A 17,299-nucleotide genomic window follows, 5' to 3' on the forward strand; every position below is an offset into this window, starting at 1 on the left:
TCAGGACTTTCCCTTCAGGAAGCCGATCCGCCCGTAGAGCGCGTCGCTTGCCAGCACGAACACGAAGATGATGCCTTGCAGTACCAGCACCGAGGCGTCAGGTAAGCCGAGCCGCCGCTGCAACAGACCACCGGAAGCGCTGATACCGCCGAGCAGGATCGCCACCGGAATGATCGCGAGCGGATTCTGCCTCGCCAGGAACGCGACCAGGATGCCGGTGAATCCGTAGCCCGCCGCGAGGTTGGCATTGGTGCGGCCCTGCACGGCCGCGACCTCGATCATGCCGGCAAGCCCGGCACAGCTGCCGGCAAGGAAGCAGACGGTGAGGATCAGCTTGCCGACGGAAAGCCCGACGATCTTGGCGGCGCGGATGTTTCCGCCGGCAACGCGCGCGGCGAAGCCGAACGTCGTGTGATAGATCAGGATATAGGCGGCAATGGCCGCGACGAGGCCGAACACCAGGCCCCAATGCACGTCGGTGCCGGGAATGCTGCCGATCATGTTGGCCGCGCCGATCTCGCGCGTCGACGGCTTGTTGAGGCTCGCCGGATCGCGCATCGGCCCCTCGACCAGATGGTTGAGGATGGCAAGCGCGATATAGACCAGCAGCAGGCTCGAGATGGTTTCGTTGACGCCGCGATACTGCCGCAGGCCGCCCGACAGCGTGATCCAGAGGCCGCCGCCGATCATGCCCGCGATCACCATCGCGATCTGCACCACGATCGGCGCAGCGCCCTGCAATGCCAGCGCCGCCGACGTCGCCGACAGCGCGCCGATCAGGAGTGCGCCTTCGCCGCCGATGATCACCATGCCGAGCTGTGCGGGCAGCGCCGTGCACAGCGCGGTCAGGATCAGCGGCGCGGCGCGGGTCAGCGTGTTCTGCCAGGAGAACCAGGTGCCGAACGCGCCGTAATACATGTAGAAATAGAGATCGAGCGGGTTCTTGCCGTAGAGCGCAATGAAGCCGCCGAACACCGCGAGCGCGCCGACCAGCGCCGCGCCCGGGATCAGGATGTACTCGATGCTCGCGCCGTAGCGCTGGAGGAATCCGGGATCGGCGGTCGGAGCAACGCCGGCCGCCTCCACCGATTCCGCCGCCTCGGTCGTCACGCGGTGGCTCCGATCACGCCCTCGACCAGATAGTCCATCTTCTCGAGTTCGGGATCCTGCTGGCCGCGGTCGGTGCCGGAAGCGATCACCGTATTGCCCTTGTTGTCGACGAGCGGGCCCTTGAAGATGGTGTATTCGCCGGACATGAACTTGGCCTTGACGTCGTCGGCATGCTTGCGCGCCTCGGCCGAGACCATCTCGCCATAGGGCGAGACCTTGACGATCTCTTCCTTCAGGCCGCCGCGATAGAAGTTCGGGATCGGTTCGCCGGCGACGATCATCTTGACGAATTTCGGGTACAGCGCTTCCCAATTCCATTCGGCGCCGGTGAGATAGGCCTTCGGCGCCAGCGGCGACTGGTTGACGTGATAGCCGCACACCATCGCGCCGCGACGCGCGGCGTTCTCGACCATCGTCTTCGGTCCGTCGACATGGCAGGTCAGCACGTCGACGCCCTGGTCGATCAGGCTGTTGGTGGCCTCGGCTTCCTTGACCGGCATCGACCAGTCGCCGGTGAAGATCACCTGGGTGGTCGCCTTCGGATTGGCGAGCCGGGCGCCGAGCGTGAACGCGTTGATGTTGCGCAGCACCTGGGGGATCGGCTTGGCCGCGACGAAGCCGAGCTTGCCGCTCTTGGTCGAATAGCCGGCGACGATCCCGGAGATGTACTGCGCCTCGTCGATATAGCCGAAATAGCTGCCGGCGTTCTTCGGGTCCTTGTCGGTCCACAGGCCGCCGCAATGCTCGAAGTGCAGCTTGGGAAACTTGGTCGCCATCTTGACGACGTGCGGGTTGTAGTAACCGAACGAGGTCGGAAACAGCAGCGTGGCGCCGTCGAGATTGACCATGGACTCGATGGTCTTCTCGACCGCATCGGTCTCCGGCACTTTCTCTTCCTCGACCACCTTGATGCCGGGGAGCTTCTTCACCGCCGCCGCGCCCTGGGCGTGGGCCTGGTTGTAGCCGTAGTCGTCGCGCGACCCGACATAGATGAAGCCGACCGTGGTTTCCGCCGCCGCCGCGCCGCGAATGCCGAGCGTGCTGCCAAGCGCCAATGCCGCGCTTCCCTGCAATAAATGCCTTCTTGAAATCCTGCCAAAATCCATCGCGTGCTCCCTCCGGCGGGCCGGTCCGCCTGTCCTAGTCGCAGCCGCCGTAACGGCAGCGCTTGATGGAGTGTCGCAAGCTTCGTGCCAGAGCACGTTTGGCAGTCACGGTTCCGTAAGTAGCTGATTGTGAATACGAATGATGATCGATGTGGTTCGCCTTTGGAATCAGCAACATCAATCATGCCTAATTTATAGGCGATCATTCTTCGTTGTATGCAATGCCGTTAAGCAACCGCTAACCGCCGAGCGGTCGCTGCGAGCCGGGCTCGCAGCGTCGCAGACGGCGGCATTTGCCGGCTGGTGAATCGGACCGGGCCTGCTACCAGTGAAGCGGGCTCCGGCGCCGGGTTGGACCGATGGGAAACAGCATGAGTGAGACAAAACCGTCCTCGAATCCGTCCTCAAACCCGTCTTCCCTTGGCGACGAAATCGTGGCGCGGATCGATCAGCTCGCGGCGATCTCGGAGACGCCGGAGCATCTGGCGCGCGTCTTCCTCACCGACGAGCATCGCAGGGCGGCCGATCTGATCCTGTCCTGGATGCGCGAGGCCGGCATGAGCGCGCATCTCGATGCGATCGGCAATGTCTGCGGCCGCTACGAGGGCGAGCGGCCGGGCCTGCCGGCGCTGATGCTCGGCTCGCATTACGACACGGTGCGCGATGCCGGAAGGTGGGACGGCCCGCTCGGCGTCATCACCGCGATCGCCTGCGTCGCCGATCTGAACCGGCGCGGCAAGCGGCTGCCGTTCGCGATCGAGATCGTCGGCTTCGCCGACGAGGAGGGCGTGCGCTTCGCCTCGACCTTGCTCGGCAGCCGCGCGGTCGCCGGCACGTTCGACGAGAGCGTGCTCAACACCCGTGATCGCGCCGGCACGACGATGCGCGATGCGCTGATCGCCTTCGGGCTCGATCCGGATCATATCGGCAAGGCGGCGCGTGCCCGCCGCGAATTGCTCGGTTATGTCGAGCTGCACATCGAGCAAGGGCCCGTGCTGGAACAGAAGGCGCTGCCGGTCGGCGTCGTCACCGCGATTTCAGGTGCGACGCGGCTCGCCGCCAATCTCACCGGCTTCGCCGGCCATGCCGGCACCGTGCCGATGCCGCTGCGGCGCGATGCGCTGACCGGCGCCGCCGAATGCATCGTTGCGATCGAGCAATTCTGCCGCAGCGATGAAGCCGGCCTCGTCGGCACCGTCGGCTATATCAGTGCCATGCCCGGCGCCACCAACGTGATCCCGGGCAAGGTGTCCTTCACGATGGACATCCGCTCGCAGAGCGACATGCATCGCAAGCGCGCCGTCGCCGACATCGTGCGGCAGATCGAGGCGATCGCCAAACGCCGCGAGCTCGCTTTGCAGATCGACGTCACCCACGAGAACCGCAGCGTGCCCTGCGCCCCGTGGCTGAAGACGCAGATCGCCGAGGCGGTAGCTAGCGAAGGCCATGCCGTGTTCGAACTGCCGAGCGGGGCAGGGCATGATGGCATGGCGATGGTCGATGTCGCCGATATCGGCATGATCTTCGTGCGCTGCCGCGGCGGGATCAGCCACAATCCGGCCGAGCATGTCGAGCTCGCCGACGCCGACACCGGCGCGCGGGTGCTGTTGCGTTTCGTCGAGAATTTCCGAGCGCACGGTACAGTGAATAGCTGAGGCTGCCGCGAGCCGGCAGGTACCGATCCCGGCTCCGCCAACCTCAACCCGTGCCGAATCTGGACAGGCCGACCGCGACTGCCGGCTCGGCTCCGCCTATTGCGGGAACATCGTGAACCGCTAGACTTGGCGCCAACGGGGGGAAGGACATGCGGTCGTCCGTCGTCCACGACGTTCAGTTCCCAAAACAACCGGCGCTGCAGCTGATCTATGACACTGCACCGATCGGTCTTGCCTACCTCTCTCCCGACTGCCGTTATCTCCAGATCAATCAGCGCCTCACCGAGATCTGCGGCATTTCGGTCGAAGGTCATCTCGGACGGACCGTGCATGATTGCGTGCCCGCGCTGGCCACCGCGGTCGAAGGCATCGTGCGCTCGATCATGGAGACCGGCGAACCCGTGACCGGCGTGGAGGTCTACGGCCAGCGCCCCGGCCACAATGACGAGCGATGCTGGATCACGCATTGGCATCCGCAGCGCGAGCCGAACGGCAGCATCGTCGGTGTCAACGTTGCGGCCGAGGAGATCACTGATCGCAAACGCAGCGAACGCGAGATCCGCGCCGCGCGCGATGCGGCCGAGAAGGCCTTGCATCATCTGCAGGAGACCCAGGCGTCGCTGATCGAGGCGGAGAAGCTCGCGGCGCTGGGCCGGCTGGTGGCCGGCGTCGCGCACGAGATCAACAGCCCGGTCGGCACCAGCCTCACGGTCGCTTCGGTGCTGGAGCAGAAATGCGCCGACTTCGCCGCCGAAGCTGCGCGCGGCAAGCTGAAGCGGTCCAGCCTCAGCGACTTCATCGAGGTCGTCGAAAGCGCCTCGTCGCTCTTGGTCGGCAACCTCAAGCGCGCCGCAGACCTTGTGCAGTCGTTCAAGCAGGTCGCGGTCGATCGCAGCTATTTCGACCGCAGCGCGTTCGATCTCGGCGAGGTGACCGAGCAGGTGCTCTCGAACCTGCGTCCGGCATTGCCGAAGAACAATCTGGCGCTCGAGGTCGATTGCCCGTCGGGTCTCGTGATGAACAGCTATCCGGGTCCGTACGGCCAGGCGCTATCAAACCTGTTCGTCAATTCGGTGGTGCACGCATTTCCGGACGGCAAGGGCGGCACCATCACGATCCGGCTGCGCGCATCGGGCGTGGACCAGGTCGAAATCCTGTTCGCCGACGATGGCTGCGGGATGGACCGCGATGTGCTGCGGCAGGCCTTCGATCCATTCTTCACCACGCGCCGCGACGTCGGACGGATCGGGCTCGGCCTGCACATCGTCCACAACATCGTCACGAACCGGCTGGGCGGCGAGCTCCATCTCGACAGCGCCCCGGGCATGGGGACGCGCGTGCGGATCACCCTGCCGCGCACGGCCCCGCAGCGCGGGACCGATAGTTGACGGCGGATTGAAGCGCCGAGAAGGAAATCCTCCCGGCCTTTCAAGCCGGAAAACGTCCTTCCAAGGTACCGCCGTAAAAGGCATTCTGCTACCCTTGCTTTCGCCCCCGCCGTCGCGACATTCTGCGGGTAGTCCAGATGGTTACGACGATGAGCCAATCCGCATTCGATCCCTTCGGTGAGCCGGTCCCCGCAGTCGATTCTTCGGCCGCGACCGAGGGCGTGTCGAAATGGCTGAAGACCGCGGGCACCAGCGTGTTCTGGGTGCTGGTGGTCGGCATCGTGCTGGCACGCGCGGTCTATTTCGAGCCCGGCGTGTTCAGCTTCGAGCGTGCCGCTGCCTGGGCGCAGGGTCTGTTCGCCGCGCTCTAGCGGCAGCTATCCGCGGCGCCGTCTTCGCGGCCCGCGCCTCCCGAATGATCCCCTCGAACGCCACCGCCGCCGGCACGTCGAGCCGGCCGGGCGATTTCAGCTGCCACAGCGTGCGTTCGATATGGACGCCCTTGATCGGGATGACCTTCAGTTTCCCGAGCTTCACCTGATCGTCGATCGTCGCGATCGACACGATGGCGACGCCGACGCCTGATGCCACCGCCTGCTTGATCGCCTCGGTGCTGCCGATCTCCAGCGTTCGTTGGAGCTCGACGCGGTGGGCGGCCAGCGCCTGCGCCACCACCTCGCGCGTGCCGGAGCCGGGCTCGCGCACGATCAGGATCTCGTCGTTGAGCAGGCGGACGTCGATCGGGCCTGCGGCAGCCGCGAAGCGGTGATCGGGGCCTGTGATCAGGACCATCACGTCGGTACGCCAGGCCTCGCTGGTCAGGTTCTCGTCCTCGACCGGCCCCTCGACCAGCGCGATCTCGACCTCGTGCCCCAGCATCAGCGCCGCGATGTCGCTGGTATTGGCGCTCACCACATGCAGGTCGATGCCGGGAAAGGCGCGGTGGAACACGCCGAGATATTCCGGGATCATGTAGGTCGCGATCGTCGTGCTGGCGCCGATCCGCAGCGAGCCGCTGTCGAGGTTGCGCAGCGCCTGCAATTCGTCCTCGGCGGCGCGCTCGGCCGCGAACAGGGTCTCGGCATGGCGGGCCAGCGCCGCGCCCTCCCGGGTCGGCCGCACCCCCTTCGGCGTGCGGTCGAGCAGCCGGCAGCCGACCTGCAGCTCGAAATCCCGCACGCCCTTGGAGATCGCCGGCTGGCTGATGTGCAGGAGGTCGGCGGCGCGGGAGAAACTTCCACTTTTCGCCACGGCCGCGAACAGGCGGAGCAGATGCAGGTTGAGGGACATAACTTCTCTCTATCGGGGCAGTCCGAAAAGATATTAGCCAAGAGGCCCGCCCGAGCGCATAAAATCTTCTCCGAAAAGAGGATTTCGTGCCGGAACAAGAACAAGATCAAGGGCAGGAGCAGGGGATGCTGAAGGGCATCATCCTGCTCATTCCGGGCATTCTGCTCTGCGGGGTGGTCACGGTCATCTCGCTCGGCATCCAGGCCGCCGAGGAGCGGGTGTTCGACCACCCCTATATCGAGGCGCTTGTGGTCGCGATCCTGCTCGGGATGGCGGTGCGGACCGCCTGGGAGCCCTCGGAGCGCTGGCGCTCGGGCATCGCCTTCAGCGCCAAGCAGCTGCTCGAGGTCGCGGTGATGCTGCTCGGCGCGTCCATCAGCTTCGCCGCAATCCTGGCGTCGGGCTGGCTTCTGATCGGTGCGATCGCCGCGACCGTCGTGATCATGCTGGCGGTGAGCTATGGCCTCGCCCGCCTGCTCGGGCTCAAGACCAAGCTTGCGATCCTGATCGCCTGCGGCAATTCGATCTGCGGCAATTCCGCGATCGCCGCGGTGGCGCCGGTGATCGAGGCCGATGGCGACGACATCGCCTCGTCGATCTCGTTCACCGCCATCCTCGGCGTGCTGATGGTGCTCGGCCTGCCGCTCCTGATCCCGCTCTTGAAGCTGACCGCGACGCAATACGGCATTCTCGCCGGGCTCACGGTCTATGCCGTGCCGCAGGTGCTGGCGGCGACCGTGCCGGCCGGCATCGTCTCGACCCAGATCGGCACGCTGGTGAAGCTGGTGCGCGTCCTGATGCTGGGCCCGATCGTGGTCGGCCTCTCGCTGTTCGTGGCGCGGCGGCGCAAGGGCGCAGCCAAGGAGGACACTGCAAAAACCGCCTCGATCAGCCCGTTCAAGCTGGTGCCCTGGTTCATTATCGGCTTCCTGGTGCTGGCCGCGCTGCGCTCGTTCCAGCTGGTGCCCGACATCGCGATCGCGCCGGTGACCAGGACGGCGGCGATCCTCACCGTCGTCTCGATGGCAGCACTCGGGCTCGGTGTCGATGTGCGGGTGCTGTCGACCGTCGGCGGCCGGGTGACGGCCGCGGTCACGCTGTCGCTGATGCTGCTGCTGGCCTTGAGCATCGGCCTCGTGCACTTCTTCAAGTAGGGCATGATCCGGAAAAGTGTGTAGCGGTTTTCCCTCGCGACAAACGCGCAGCGTTTGCGCGGAGATCATGCTCAAATCGAACGGCTGGAGCGGGATGACGGTTCGAAGAGCAGGCATCCCGCTTGAGCCACCGGCCGCCTATTCTGCGGCCTTCGCGGTCTTGCCGAACATCCGTGTCGGCGCGGCAAAGCCGCAGGACGTGCCGTCGGTGATCTTGACCTGATCCTCCCAGGGCAGGCGGAAGCGGCCGGACACCATGTCCTGCATGAAGGTGTAGGGGCAATCCATCGCGCCGCCCTTCACCGCGACATAGCCGCGGTGCCACAGCTGATAGATGTTGTTCTCGACGCCCCAGTTGATCCGCGCCTCGCGCACGAGGTCGGGCCGCACCTCGGCGGTGATGATCTCGTCGGCCCGTCCCGTGGTCCCGTGCGCGATGATGCTGCCGTCGAAATTGACGATCATGCCTTCGCCCATCGAGTCGAACGAGCCGTCCGAGCCGCACATGCAGACATTGGCGGTCACCATCAGGTTCTGGAACGCGTTGGCCTGGTTGGTGAAGCGCCAGCTGTCGCGGATCGGCGCGGTGTAGCCCGCAGTGCGGATCATGATCTCCGCGCCCTTGTAGGCGCATTCGCGCGCCATTTCCGGGAACATGCCGTCATGGCAGATGATCAGCGCGATCCTCGCACCTTTCGGCCCATCGATCACCGGAATGCCGATGTCGCCCGGCTCCCACGGCTCGACCGGAATCCAGGGATGGAATTTGCGGTAGTAGAGCTTGATCTCGCCGTGATCGTCGATGATCAGCCCTGAATTGTAGGGATTGCCGTGCGGGTTGAACTCCATGATGGAGAAGCAGCCCCAGATCTTGTTGTCGATGCAAGCCTGCTTGAAGGCCGCGACTTCGGGCCCGTCGAGCCGGCACATGATCTCCGGATTGGTATCCATCGAGAGGCCGTGCAGCGAATATTCGGGAAACACCACCAGATCCATGGTGGCGAGATTGCGCCGCGCCTTGCCGACCATCCAGACGATGCGCTCGGTCTGCCGCGCCAGATCGGCCTTGGTCGCAACCACGGGCAGCTGCAGCTGCACCAGTCCGATCACGACGCCATTGGGTGACTTGTTGAGGCCGCCAAGTCCGTTCATGCCTGTCCTCCCGCCTGTTTGAAATCGGCTGTCATTTCGCGAACGATGATCTTCGTTCGGTCGGGCTCCGGTCCAGCTCCCAGCTAGCAACGATCATGCCAGCAGGATCGGACGATCGGCAAATCAGCTGCCGGTGATTGCTCAGTGGCACGCGGTTTGCTTAATCAAGCGCGGATCTTCTCGCATTCGGGGGAGTGCGTCATGGCGAATTCAGGCGGGACAATCGCGGCGGAGCCGGCGCCGATCACGCTCGACTGGAGCAAGACCGCGCTCGTCATCATCGACATGCAGCGCGATTTCATGGAGCCCGGCGGTTTCGGCGAGACGCTCGGCAACGACGTCAGCCAGCTCGCCCGCGCGGTGCAGCCGATCGCCGCGGTGCTCGCGGCGGTGCGTGAGGCCGGGCTGCTGGTGGTCCATACCCGCGAGGGCCATCTGCCCGATCTCTCCGACGCGCCGCCGGCGAAGGTCGAACGCGGTGCGCCGTCACTTCGGATCGGCGATCCCGGACCGATGGGGCGGATCCTGATCCGCGGCGAAGCAGGGCACGACATCATCCCGGAGCTTTATCCGCTCGACAGCGAGATCGTGATCGACAAGCCGGGCAAGGGCGCGTTCTACGCCACCGAATTCGGCGACGTCCTGCAAAAATACGGCATCGAGAATCTGCTGGTCTGCGGCGTCACCACCGAAGTCTGCGTCAACACCACGGTGCGCGAAGCCAACGACCGCGGCTACCGCTGCGTCGTGATCTCGGACGGCTGCGCGTCCTACTTCCCGGAATTCCACGAGATGGGCCTGAAGATGATCAAGGCTCAGGGCGGCATTTTTGGTTGGGTCACCAATTCAGCCGCGGTGCTGAAGGCGCTTGCTGCCTAGGGCAAGATGAAATCAGGCTGGGACGCCAACAAGGCGTGTTGCCTCTCGCGTCGCACTTCTAACTTTGGAACGCCCGCTTTCAAGGATGAAGCAGACACACGACCCGACGTCGGCGATATCGCCTTGTGACCCATTGCGGACCTATGGAAGGTCTGCTCCTGTGACTCCCTGTTGCTTTCGGAGATCAGCATGGCGGGTGAGCGAGACAAGTATGGCGATTTGGTCGATCCGGCCGAACGATACCAAGAGTTCATGCTCCGGGTTTATGACCTTTGGTCTCAAGCCGAAGAATACGGCTATTCGAAAGAAGCTCGGGGTATCCTCAACCAAGCCCGCCTCATGTTTATGGACGAGTTTCAGACTCTTCATCCGGGTTTCGGAAGGGGCCGCGCGACATGGAGGTAAGGCCGCCGCTGTCGGCGGCTTTCTTCGTTTTATGTCGCCTTGTGGCCCTTAGCTGACCATCGCTCAGAGCCTTCCAACGTCCGCTTTCGGGAGGTGAGCCGACCCGGATCAGGCGGGCCGCCATGGTCGGCTTGTGACCCCAAGGCGGACATATCGCACTAGAGCACAATGTCTGCACCCGGCGTTACAGAGGATCGATCCCGCTCACGCGGCTTGCAATATCAACTCGCTTAGGCGGTCTGGTGCGTCGAGCATGGCCATGTGCCCAACATCAGGCAACTCGAACGTGGCCCAAGACTTGTCGCTCTTGCATTCTGCCAGTGCCTTATCAAACGGCGGCTGTGGAAATTTGGGGAGACGGATATAGGTCTTCTTCGCGACCTTTTGGAGCGCCCCGGTAACCTTGATCGGCTGAAGATAGGTGCCGACTGGATGCGGAGTCACTTTGGACTCGGCGAACGCTCGATCGCGTTCGGCAACGACAGCGGGCGGATACGTCGTCGATCCACGAACACCTGCCTCGCCCTTGTCGATGGCAGTTTGTATGCCTTTGCGAACCGGCTCGGCTGCGGTGTCCGCCCCCCTTTGTCCGTCGGCTGGAATGAAGGCATCAAGCCACACAACCGATGAGACGCGATCGCCTATGCTTTCGAGCGCGCCGGAGCCTACATAGCCTGCGAAGGACCACGCCACGAGGCAGACGTTCTCGAGACCTTCCCACTTGATCAAGTTGACGACATCGGCGATGTGGGTGTCCAGATTGACGTCCTTGCTCAGCAAGTGCGAGCGATCGGCCAAACCGGTGAGCGACTGAGCAAATACCTTGTTGCCGCTCTGTTCGAGCCGGTCAGTGACCCGGCGCCATATCCAGCCGCCGCAAAAAGCCCCCGAGACCAAGACGAAGGTCTTTCGCGCTGATTGGGCGTGGGCTGCACCTATTACGGCGGGGGCCGCTGATGCCGCGAGACCGCCGGCTGCAGCACTGCGAAGCATGCGACGGCGAGTAATTCCACAATTCAACATGACAAATTCCTGTTGTTTGAAGAATGGAATATTGGACTATTAGCGGATTGCAACCTGTAGGATATCCGCGCATCGTTTTGCTGCCAAGATCTGCAATTGGCCCAAAGCCCACATGACCAATCGCGCCTCTTCTGTCGGATTCTGGCGATAATGCGGACGTCGTTCAACGGGCGGATTTATGGATACACGACTTGGTTGAGGACGCGGACTCATTAGCGCGTAGCCATAGCCGGATCGAAGCGCCTAGCCCTTCGCGGCGGGGGCGGGCGGCACCGGCAGAATGATTTCGGAAGCGACCTTCCAGTCCTTTCCGATCCGAAGCCAATTGATGATCATCAGAAACGGCCTGGGTGTTCCATCCTGCCCCGCATAAGAGACCGTGATGTTCATCGGCACGTAGGACTCGGCGACGTCGCGCGTCAGGCCGACAATCCTGAGCTTCGAATAATCCGGCTCGAGCACGACCGGGCCGGAGGTGCCGATATCATGAAGCTTTTGGTCAATCGCCTCGTTGCCCCAAAAGCCGGCCCAGTTCCCCTCGGACTGGATCGCGCTCCTGGCCACCAACAGGGTCGAAGGCGATTGCCAGAACATCCCATGCAGAGCCTTGAAATCGTGCTTGTTGGCTAATTCCATCAGTTTGCCGAACTTCGATTTTATCGCGCTGAGGGTCGTAGCATCCAGCGGCTCTTGCCTGGCGGCGGGGGATGCTGACGTGACAGTGCCGGTGGCAAGAACTGAGGCCGCGATAGCGACCAGAAATGTCTTGTAGTACATGCAGGAAATTCCCTTCGAACGTCCAGCTCGCGTCGTGACCGCTCCCGGCGCGAAAGCGCCGGGAGCAGTACCCTCACTTCGCGAGCGCCGCCTTTTCGATGACCTCAGCGACTTGCTTCGCATGGACGACGAGCGAGGCATGGCTGCCGGCGACTTCCGTCGTCTGGGCCTTCATCCTGGCTGCGAACGACTTCTGGGCCTCCGGCGCGATGACCTTGTCCTTCGTGCTGATGACGTAGAACGTCGGCTTGTCATGCCAGGCCGCAATGTCGACGGGGGCTTCGAACGCAACGTGGTTCAACGGAAGCTGCGAATTGGCCAGGTGCGCGGCGATTTCCGGCGGCAGGTCGGCCGCGACAGCCGACGGAAACACCTTGGGATCGATGTACAGATTGCCCTTCGCGTCGGGATGGATCGCATTGCCGCCTTCCGTCGGCGGGCCGGCCTTGGCCAGTGACGCCAGGGATTCGCCGACCTCCGGCGCGAAGGCGGAAACATAGACCAGCGCCGAGATCTTGGGATCGTTGCCGGCTTCCGTGATCACCACGCCGCCCCATGAGTGGCCGACGAGGACGGTCTTGCCGTCCTGCTTCGCGAGCGCCTGCTTGGTGGCATCGACGTCGGCGGTAAGCGAAGTGAGCGGATTTTCTACGAGCGTGACGTTGTAGCCTTTCTTCGTGAGAATATCGGCGACGGGTTGCCAACTGGTCTGGTCCACGAACGCGCCGTGCACCAGCACGATGTTGTGGGCTGCCCCCTTGGGCAGTTCGGCGGAATTGGCCGAGCCGACCAATGTCGATCCGGCCAGGAGTATGGTGGCGGCTGAGAGGAGGAGATTTCGCATCGATTGTTCCTGTTGACGTATCGGACGAACATGGTCCGGGGGAATGGGGCAGGCGTTTCCAGCAGGTCGCGGTTCTTCCATCTGCCGTTGGCGAAATGGTTGCCGCACGTCACGTCGGCCCGCGGCGGTATCTGGTATTCCACGGCCCCTTCGGACGATAGAGATCCATCGTCCGCATGTTGTGTCCAATCGTCCGCAGGACTAATCTCGGCGGGCATGGACATACTCGCGCAGGTGCTCGATCGCGTTCGTCTGAGCGGGACGCTGCTCTTTCACTTCGAGCTGGGTCATCCCTGGCGTCTTGAGTTGCCGGCGCGTCCCTACGCTCTGTTTCACTATCTCAGCCAAGGCGCAGCGACCCTTGCGGTCGGACAGGGGCAGAAAATCCAGATGACCGGGGGCGACTTTGTCGTCATCACGCGCGGAGAGCCCCATGTGTTTTATTCGGATCGCCGGGCCGAGCCGCTGCGGATCGTGGATATCGATCGATCGTCGCCGCGTCTTGGCTTCATTCGTCACGGCGGCCGTGCCAAGCCGCTCTCGGCCATGCTCTGCGGCAATTTCACGGTGTCGCGGCCGCTGCTTGGCAACGTGCTGGAGTTACTTCCACCCGTGCTCTTGCTGAAGCCAACGGCGGACAATGGTTGGCTTGAAGCAATCCTGCGCCGCTTGATGAGCGAGTCTGCGACTGAGCGTCCCGGTCAACGCGTCGCGCTTTCGCGATTGACGGAAGTGCTCTTTGTCGAGGTGCTCCGAAGCTGGATCGCATCTCTCGGTCCCGGAGAGGGCGGGTGGCTCGGAGCGATATCCGACCCGCACATCGGGCCCGCACTGAAGCTGATCCACGAAAACCCGGAGCGGCCCTGGGCCCTGAGCGACCTCGGCCGCCGCGTGGGGCTCGGCCGTTCGGCATTTTCGGCCCGTTTCACCAGGCTCGTCGGCCAGTCCATGCATCGTTACGTCATCGAACGCCGGATGGCAGAAGCCGCGTTCCTGCTCGAAACCAGCGACGAGCCGATCGCACGCATTGCGAGCCGGGTCGGTTACGAGACGGCGGCGGCGTTCTCGAAGCTGTTCCACCGGCATCACGGCCTGTCGCCCGGCCGGTATCGTGCGGCTCGACGATCTGACGGCGGAGGAAGGCAAGGGGACGCTCAGGAAGCCGAAGTTGCCGAATGAGCTTGGTCGAGGCGTCCTGGCGAGAGCGGATGTCCGCGCAATTTCGGAATATTAGAAACTTATCCCTGAGTTGCCCGACGTGTCAAGCTGACCGATCTACCTGGAGCCGCCGCCGGCACCTTTGCATGGGGTTGTTTTCGATATTTTAGCAGCGCCCCCTGCGAGGCCCCCATAACTTCATCTTGCCCTAGCCGCCCTTCACCGCACCGGCCGTCAGTCCCGCAACGATCTGCCGCTGCGCCATCACGGTGAGCAGCAGCACCGGCGCGGTCACGATCAGCGCCGCGGCAGCCAGCGGGCCCCAGCTCAGCTGGTCGAACGAGATCATGTTGTAGACGGCGACCGGCAGCGTGCGGGTCTCGCGCCCGGCCAGCACGATGCCGAACACGAAGTTGTTCCAGGAGAAGATCACCGCGAGGATGAAGGCGACCGCAAGGCCGGGCCTCGCGATCGGCAGCGCAACATGGCGGAACACCTGCCAGCGCGTCGCGCCGTCGATCAGCGCGGCTTCCTCCAGCTCCAGCGGCGTGGTCTCGAAATAGCCGATCATGATCCAGATCACGATCGGCACCGTGACCACGAGATGGATGATGATCTGCGGCACCAGCGTGCCGAGCAGGCCGAGCCACTGGAACAGCAGGAACAGCGGGATCAGGTAGGACAGGCCCGGCGTGATGCGCGCGATCAGGATCACGATCGCCGATTTATGCGCCGCCATCCGCGCGATGCCGTAGCCCGCGGGCACGCCGACCAGCATTGCAAGTCCGGTGGCGCAGCCGGTGACGACGAGGCTGTTGGTGAAATAGGTCAGGAAGCGGTTGGAGGCGAACACGTCGGCATAGTTCTTCCAGGCGATATGCTCCGGAAAGAACACCGGCGGATAGGAGGCGTTGTCGATCTCGAATTTCAGCGACAGCGAGCCCATCCAGAGGAAGAACAGGATCGCCGGTGAGACGATGACGAACACCGACAGCCACAGCCCGATCCGGCCCAGCACATAGCGCAGGTTCATGCCTCGCTCCCGAGCTGGGACGTCCACAGCAGGCGCTTGCGCAAGTAGAGCAGCAGCGCCGCCAACGCGACGATCAGCAGGAAGAACACCACCGCGATCGCCGAGCCGTAGCCGAGGTCGTAATAGACGAAGGCGACGCTGTAGAGATAGACGTTGATGGTCTCCGACGCCGAGCCCGGCCCGCCTTGCGTGATCGCGAAGATGATGTCGAAGCTTTTCACCGCGTCGATCATGCGGATCATGCCGGCGATGAACAGGAACGGCATGATCAGGGGAAGCGTGATGAAGCGGAACACCTGCCAGAAATTGGCGCCGTCGATCTGCGCGCTCTCATAGGGTTCGGTCGGGATCGCGGCGAGGCCGCCGAGCACGATCAGCATCACCAGCGGCGTCCATTGCCAGGTCTCGACCAGCACCAGCGAGGGGATCACCGTCGTCGGGTTGAACACCCAGAGCTGCGGCGGCAGGCCGACCAGCGACAGCAGATAGTTCAGCACGCCGAGCTGCGGGTGGAACATCATGGTCCAGACCAGCGCGATCGCCACCGGCGTTGCCATCATCGGCATGATGAAGATGCCGCGCAGGAAGCCGCGCGCGGCGAATTTCTGGTGAAACACGACAGCGGCCAGCGTGCCGAACACCAGCGGCAGCAGCACCGAGAGCGCGGTGTAGGACAGCGTGTGCCCGACCGCCTCGACGAAGCGCGGATCGGTCGGCAGCCGCAAATAGTTGGCGAGGCCGACGAAGGTGGTGGGCGAGCCGACCTTCCATTCCTGCAGGCTCATCCAGATCGTGAACACCCAGGGAAAGATGATCACCGCCAGCACCACGACGAGCGCTGGGATCACGAACGGCCAGTACGACGGCGGCCGCCATTCACGCGCCGGGGCGGCCTGTTCGGCTGCCACCGGCGAAGCTTGTGTCACCACACTCACGCTTTTTCGCTACGCTCCAGGATGGGGCGGAATTGCTCGTGCGCCTTTTTCAGCTCGGTGGCGGGATCGGCGCCCGACAGCGTCGCGGTCAGCGCCGCACCGACGATGTCGCGGAATTCGGCGACCGGGATGATGACGGGCAGGCCGAGCTTGGAGATCTTGGCCGAGTCGACCACCGACTGCAGCCATTCCTTGGTCTTCACACCCTTGGCGACCTCGGCATCGTCGACGATCGAGTTGCGGAATGGCACGCCGCCGCCGGCCTGCAGCAGGCGGGCGCCCTGGCCCCGCGAGACCACCCATTGGCACAGCAGATAGGCGGCTTCCTTGTTCTTGCTCGCCGCCGCAATTCCGACGCCGTCGCCATAGGTCGAGGAGAATTTCCCCTTCGGGCCGGCGGGCACCAGCGTGTAGCCGACCTTGCCGACGACACGCGAGGCGGCCGGGTCCTCCAGCGGTGGCGCCCAGCCGTCGGCATCGATCCACATCGCCGATCGGCCTTGCGTGAACGAGGCCATCGACTCCATCCAGTTGAAGCCGGCGACGCCGGGCGGCGCGCATTTCGTCAGCAGTCGTTGATACAGCTTGGTGGCCTCGATCGCCTCGGGGCCGTCGGTCAGGATGTTGCCCTTGGCATCGAGGAATTCGCCGCCATAGTTCAGATAGAAATTGGTCCACATCGCCATGTTGGCGTTGCGCAGGCCGCGGCCGACGAAGCCGTAGATGCCTTCCTTGGGATCGGTGAGCTTCTCGGCTGCGACCGCCATCTCGTCCAGTGTCTTCGGGACCTCGACGCCCTTCTTCTGGAACAGCTCCTTGTTGTAGTAGAGGATGAAGTAGTCGACCGACCACGGCAGCGACAGCATCTGGCCCTTGTCGTTGCGCGCATATTGCAGGCCGGCCGCGGAGAAATCGCTCTCGACCAGATCCGGCAGGGTCATGCTCGGATCCTTGAGATAGGGCGACATGTCGGCGAGCCAGCCGGCCTTCTCGAACTGCCGCTTCTGCACGTGATAGCTGAGGTGGACGACGTCGAAGCTCGGCTTGCCCGACGACAGCTCGATCACGCATTTCTGGCGCTGCTGCTGCTCGGGGACCTGCTCGGATTCCACCTTGATGCCGGTGAGCTCGGTGAATTCCTTGATGTATTTTTGCAGATTGTCGCCGCGCGGTCCCTTGGCGAGGCTGACTTCGAGCGTGGTGCCGGAGTATTTCTTCCAGTTGACCTCGGCGCGGGCCGGAAACCCGGTCAATCCAACCGCGCCGGCGGCGGCGGTGCCGGCCAGCATCTGCCGGCGCGAGATCAGGTGATGCGACATGTTTCTCTCCCCTGGGACGGTTCTTATTTGGGAGAGATACTAGAGCATGATCCGGAAAAGTGAACACCGGT

The 17,299-nt window shown here is 63.7% G+C and carries 16 protein-coding genes; 6 read left to right on the plus strand and 10 right to left on the minus strand.

Annotated elements, in window-relative coordinates; translation table 11 throughout:
* Both CK489_RS19900 and CK489_RS19905 read right to left on the minus strand, forming a co-directional pair.
* Positions 1-1,110, minus strand: a complete 1,110-nt coding sequence (locus tag CK489_RS19900; protein ID WP_095733397.1) for an ABC transporter permease — start codon at positions 1,108-1,110, stop codon at positions 1-3.
* Positions 1,107-2,216, minus strand: coding sequence for a BMP family ABC transporter substrate-binding protein (locus tag CK489_RS19905; RefSeq protein WP_095733398.1), 1,110 nt, complete (start codon positions 2,214-2,216; stop codon positions 1,107-1,109). The genes CK489_RS19900 and CK489_RS19905 overlap by 4 nt, the downstream gene beginning before the upstream one ends.
* A gap of 371 nt (positions 2,217-2,587) precedes the next feature.
* Here CK489_RS19905 and CK489_RS19910 point away from each other — a divergent pair, with 371 nt between their 5' ends.
* The 3 genes from CK489_RS19910 (at position 2,588) to CK489_RS19920 (ending at position 5,630) form a co-directional block, all read left to right on the plus strand.
* Positions 2,588-3,871, plus strand: coding sequence for an allantoate amidohydrolase (locus CK489_RS19910; protein ID WP_095733399.1), 1,284 nt, complete (start codon positions 2,588-2,590; stop codon positions 3,869-3,871).
* A gap of 149 nt (positions 3,872-4,020) precedes the next feature.
* Positions 4,021-5,259, plus strand: a complete 1,239-nt coding sequence (locus tag CK489_RS19915; RefSeq protein ID WP_095733400.1) for an ATP-binding protein — start codon at positions 4,021-4,023, stop codon at positions 5,257-5,259.
* A 149-nt stretch (positions 5,260-5,408) separates the two neighbouring features.
* Complete coding sequence (locus CK489_RS19920) at positions 5,409-5,630, plus strand: hypothetical protein (RefSeq protein ID WP_245350436.1); 222 nt, start codon at positions 5,409-5,411, stop codon at positions 5,628-5,630.
* Here CK489_RS19920 and CK489_RS19925 read toward each other — a convergent pair.
* Positions 5,578-6,549, minus strand: a complete 972-nt coding sequence (locus tag CK489_RS19925; RefSeq protein ID WP_095733402.1) for a LysR substrate-binding domain-containing protein — start codon at positions 6,547-6,549, stop codon at positions 5,578-5,580. The genes CK489_RS19920 and CK489_RS19925 overlap by 53 nt on opposite strands.
* Positions 6,550-6,674: 125 nt before the next feature.
* Between CK489_RS19925 and CK489_RS19930 the strand changes: the two genes are divergently transcribed.
* The gene (locus CK489_RS19930) at positions 6,675-7,703 is read left to right on the plus strand and encodes a YeiH family protein (RefSeq protein WP_198960963.1); all 1,029 of its coding nucleotides are present in this window, start codon (positions 6,675-6,677) and stop codon (positions 7,701-7,703) included.
* 138 nt (positions 7,704-7,841) lie between these two features.
* Here CK489_RS19930 and CK489_RS19935 read toward each other — a convergent pair whose 3' ends face one another.
* Complete coding sequence (locus CK489_RS19935; RefSeq protein WP_050631197.1) at positions 7,842-8,855, minus strand: formamidase; 1,014 nt, start codon at positions 8,853-8,855, stop codon at positions 7,842-7,844.
* Positions 8,856-9,056: 201 nt separating this feature from the next.
* On the opposite strand from CK489_RS19935, the gene CK489_RS19940 reads away from it, so the two are divergent.
* Positions 9,057-9,734 (plus strand): cysteine hydrolase family protein, encoded by a 678-nt coding sequence (locus tag CK489_RS19940; RefSeq protein WP_095733404.1) that lies wholly within the window; start codon positions 9,057-9,059, stop codon positions 9,732-9,734.
* A 609-nt stretch (positions 9,735-10,343) separates the two neighbouring features.
* Here the strand turns inward: CK489_RS19940 and CK489_RS19950 are convergent.
* From CK489_RS19950 to CK489_RS19960, 3 genes are all read right to left on the minus strand, one after another.
* Complete coding sequence (locus CK489_RS19950; RefSeq protein WP_245350437.1) at positions 10,344-11,036, minus strand: alpha/beta fold hydrolase; 693 nt, start codon at positions 11,034-11,036, stop codon at positions 10,344-10,346.
* A 369-nt stretch (positions 11,037-11,405) separates the two neighbouring features.
* Positions 11,406-11,939, minus strand: coding sequence for a hypothetical protein (locus CK489_RS19955; RefSeq protein ID WP_095733406.1), 534 nt, complete (start codon positions 11,937-11,939; stop codon positions 11,406-11,408).
* Between the two features lie 73 nt (positions 11,940-12,012).
* On the minus strand, positions 12,013-12,783 hold the full coding sequence (locus tag CK489_RS19960; protein WP_050631192.1) for an alpha/beta hydrolase: 771 nt from the start codon (positions 12,781-12,783) through the stop codon (positions 12,013-12,015).
* A gap of 216 nt (positions 12,784-12,999) precedes the next feature.
* On the opposite strand from CK489_RS19960, the gene CK489_RS19965 reads away from it, so the two are divergent.
* On the plus strand, positions 13,000-13,962 hold the full coding sequence (locus CK489_RS19965) for an AraC family transcriptional regulator (protein WP_050631191.1): 963 nt from the start codon (positions 13,000-13,002) through the stop codon (positions 13,960-13,962).
* 187 nt (positions 13,963-14,149) lie between these two features.
* On the opposite strand, the gene CK489_RS19970 is transcribed toward CK489_RS19965, so the two are convergent.
* The 3 genes from CK489_RS19970 to CK489_RS19980 are packed head-to-tail and all read right to left on the minus strand — an operon-like array spanning position 14,150 to position 17,228.
* Positions 14,150-14,974, minus strand: coding sequence for a carbohydrate ABC transporter permease (locus tag CK489_RS19970; RefSeq protein WP_050631190.1), 825 nt, complete (start codon positions 14,972-14,974; stop codon positions 14,150-14,152).
* On the minus strand, positions 14,971-15,909 hold the full coding sequence (locus CK489_RS19975) for a carbohydrate ABC transporter permease (protein WP_050631189.1): 939 nt from the start codon (positions 15,907-15,909) through the stop codon (positions 14,971-14,973). The genes CK489_RS19970 and CK489_RS19975 overlap by 4 nt, the downstream gene beginning before the upstream one ends.
* Positions 15,906-17,228, minus strand: a complete 1,323-nt coding sequence (locus CK489_RS19980; RefSeq protein WP_050631188.1) for an ABC transporter substrate-binding protein — start codon at positions 17,226-17,228, stop codon at positions 15,906-15,908. The genes CK489_RS19975 and CK489_RS19980 overlap by 4 nt, the downstream gene beginning before the upstream one ends.
* Positions 17,229-17,299 lie beyond the last annotated feature (71 nt).

Origin of the sequence: Bradyrhizobium sp. UFLA03-84 (genome assembly GCF_002289535.1) — a bacterium.
Classification (GTDB): Bacteria; Pseudomonadota; Alphaproteobacteria; order Rhizobiales; family Xanthobacteraceae; genus Bradyrhizobium; species Bradyrhizobium viridifuturi.

Bases quoted from the DNA above. Each gene is read 5' to 3' on its own strand.
- CK489_RS19905 (WP_095733398.1), bottom strand. From the start codon at position 2,216: ATGGATTTTGGCAGGATTTCAAGAAGGCATTTATTGCAGGGAAGCGCG.
- CK489_RS19910 (WP_095733399.1), top strand. From the start codon at position 2,588: ATGAGTGAGACAAAACCGTCCTCGAATCCGTCCTCAAACCCGTCTTCC.
- CK489_RS19915 (WP_095733400.1), top strand. From the start codon at position 4,021: ATGCGGTCGTCCGTCGTCCACGACGTTCAGTTCCCAAAACAACCGGCG.
- CK489_RS19920 (WP_245350436.1), top strand. From the start codon at position 5,409: ATGAGCCAATCCGCATTCGATCCCTTCGGTGAGCCGGTCCCCGCAGTC.
- CK489_RS19925 (WP_095733402.1), bottom strand. From the start codon at position 6,549: ATGTCCCTCAACCTGCATCTGCTCCGCCTGTTCGCGGCCGTGGCGAAA.
- CK489_RS19930 (WP_198960963.1), top strand. From the start codon at position 6,675: ATGCTGAAGGGCATCATCCTGCTCATTCCGGGCATTCTGCTCTGCGGG.
- CK489_RS19935 (WP_050631197.1), bottom strand. From the start codon at position 8,855: ATGAACGGACTTGGCGGCCTCAACAAGTCACCCAATGGCGTCGTGATC.
- CK489_RS19940 (WP_095733404.1), top strand. From the start codon at position 9,057: ATGGCGAATTCAGGCGGGACAATCGCGGCGGAGCCGGCGCCGATCACG.
- CK489_RS19955 (WP_095733406.1), bottom strand. From the start codon at position 11,939: ATGTACTACAAGACATTTCTGGTCGCTATCGCGGCCTCAGTTCTTGCC.
- CK489_RS19960 (WP_050631192.1), bottom strand. From the start codon at position 12,783: ATGCGAAATCTCCTCCTCTCAGCCGCCACCATACTCCTGGCCGGATCG.
- CK489_RS19965 (WP_050631191.1), top strand. From the start codon at position 13,000: ATGGACATACTCGCGCAGGTGCTCGATCGCGTTCGTCTGAGCGGGACG.
- CK489_RS19970 (WP_050631190.1), bottom strand. From the start codon at position 14,974: ATGAACCTGCGCTATGTGCTGGGCCGGATCGGGCTGTGGCTGTCGGTG.
- CK489_RS19980 (WP_050631188.1), bottom strand. From the start codon at position 17,228: ATGTCGCATCACCTGATCTCGCGCCGGCAGATGCTGGCCGGCACCGCC.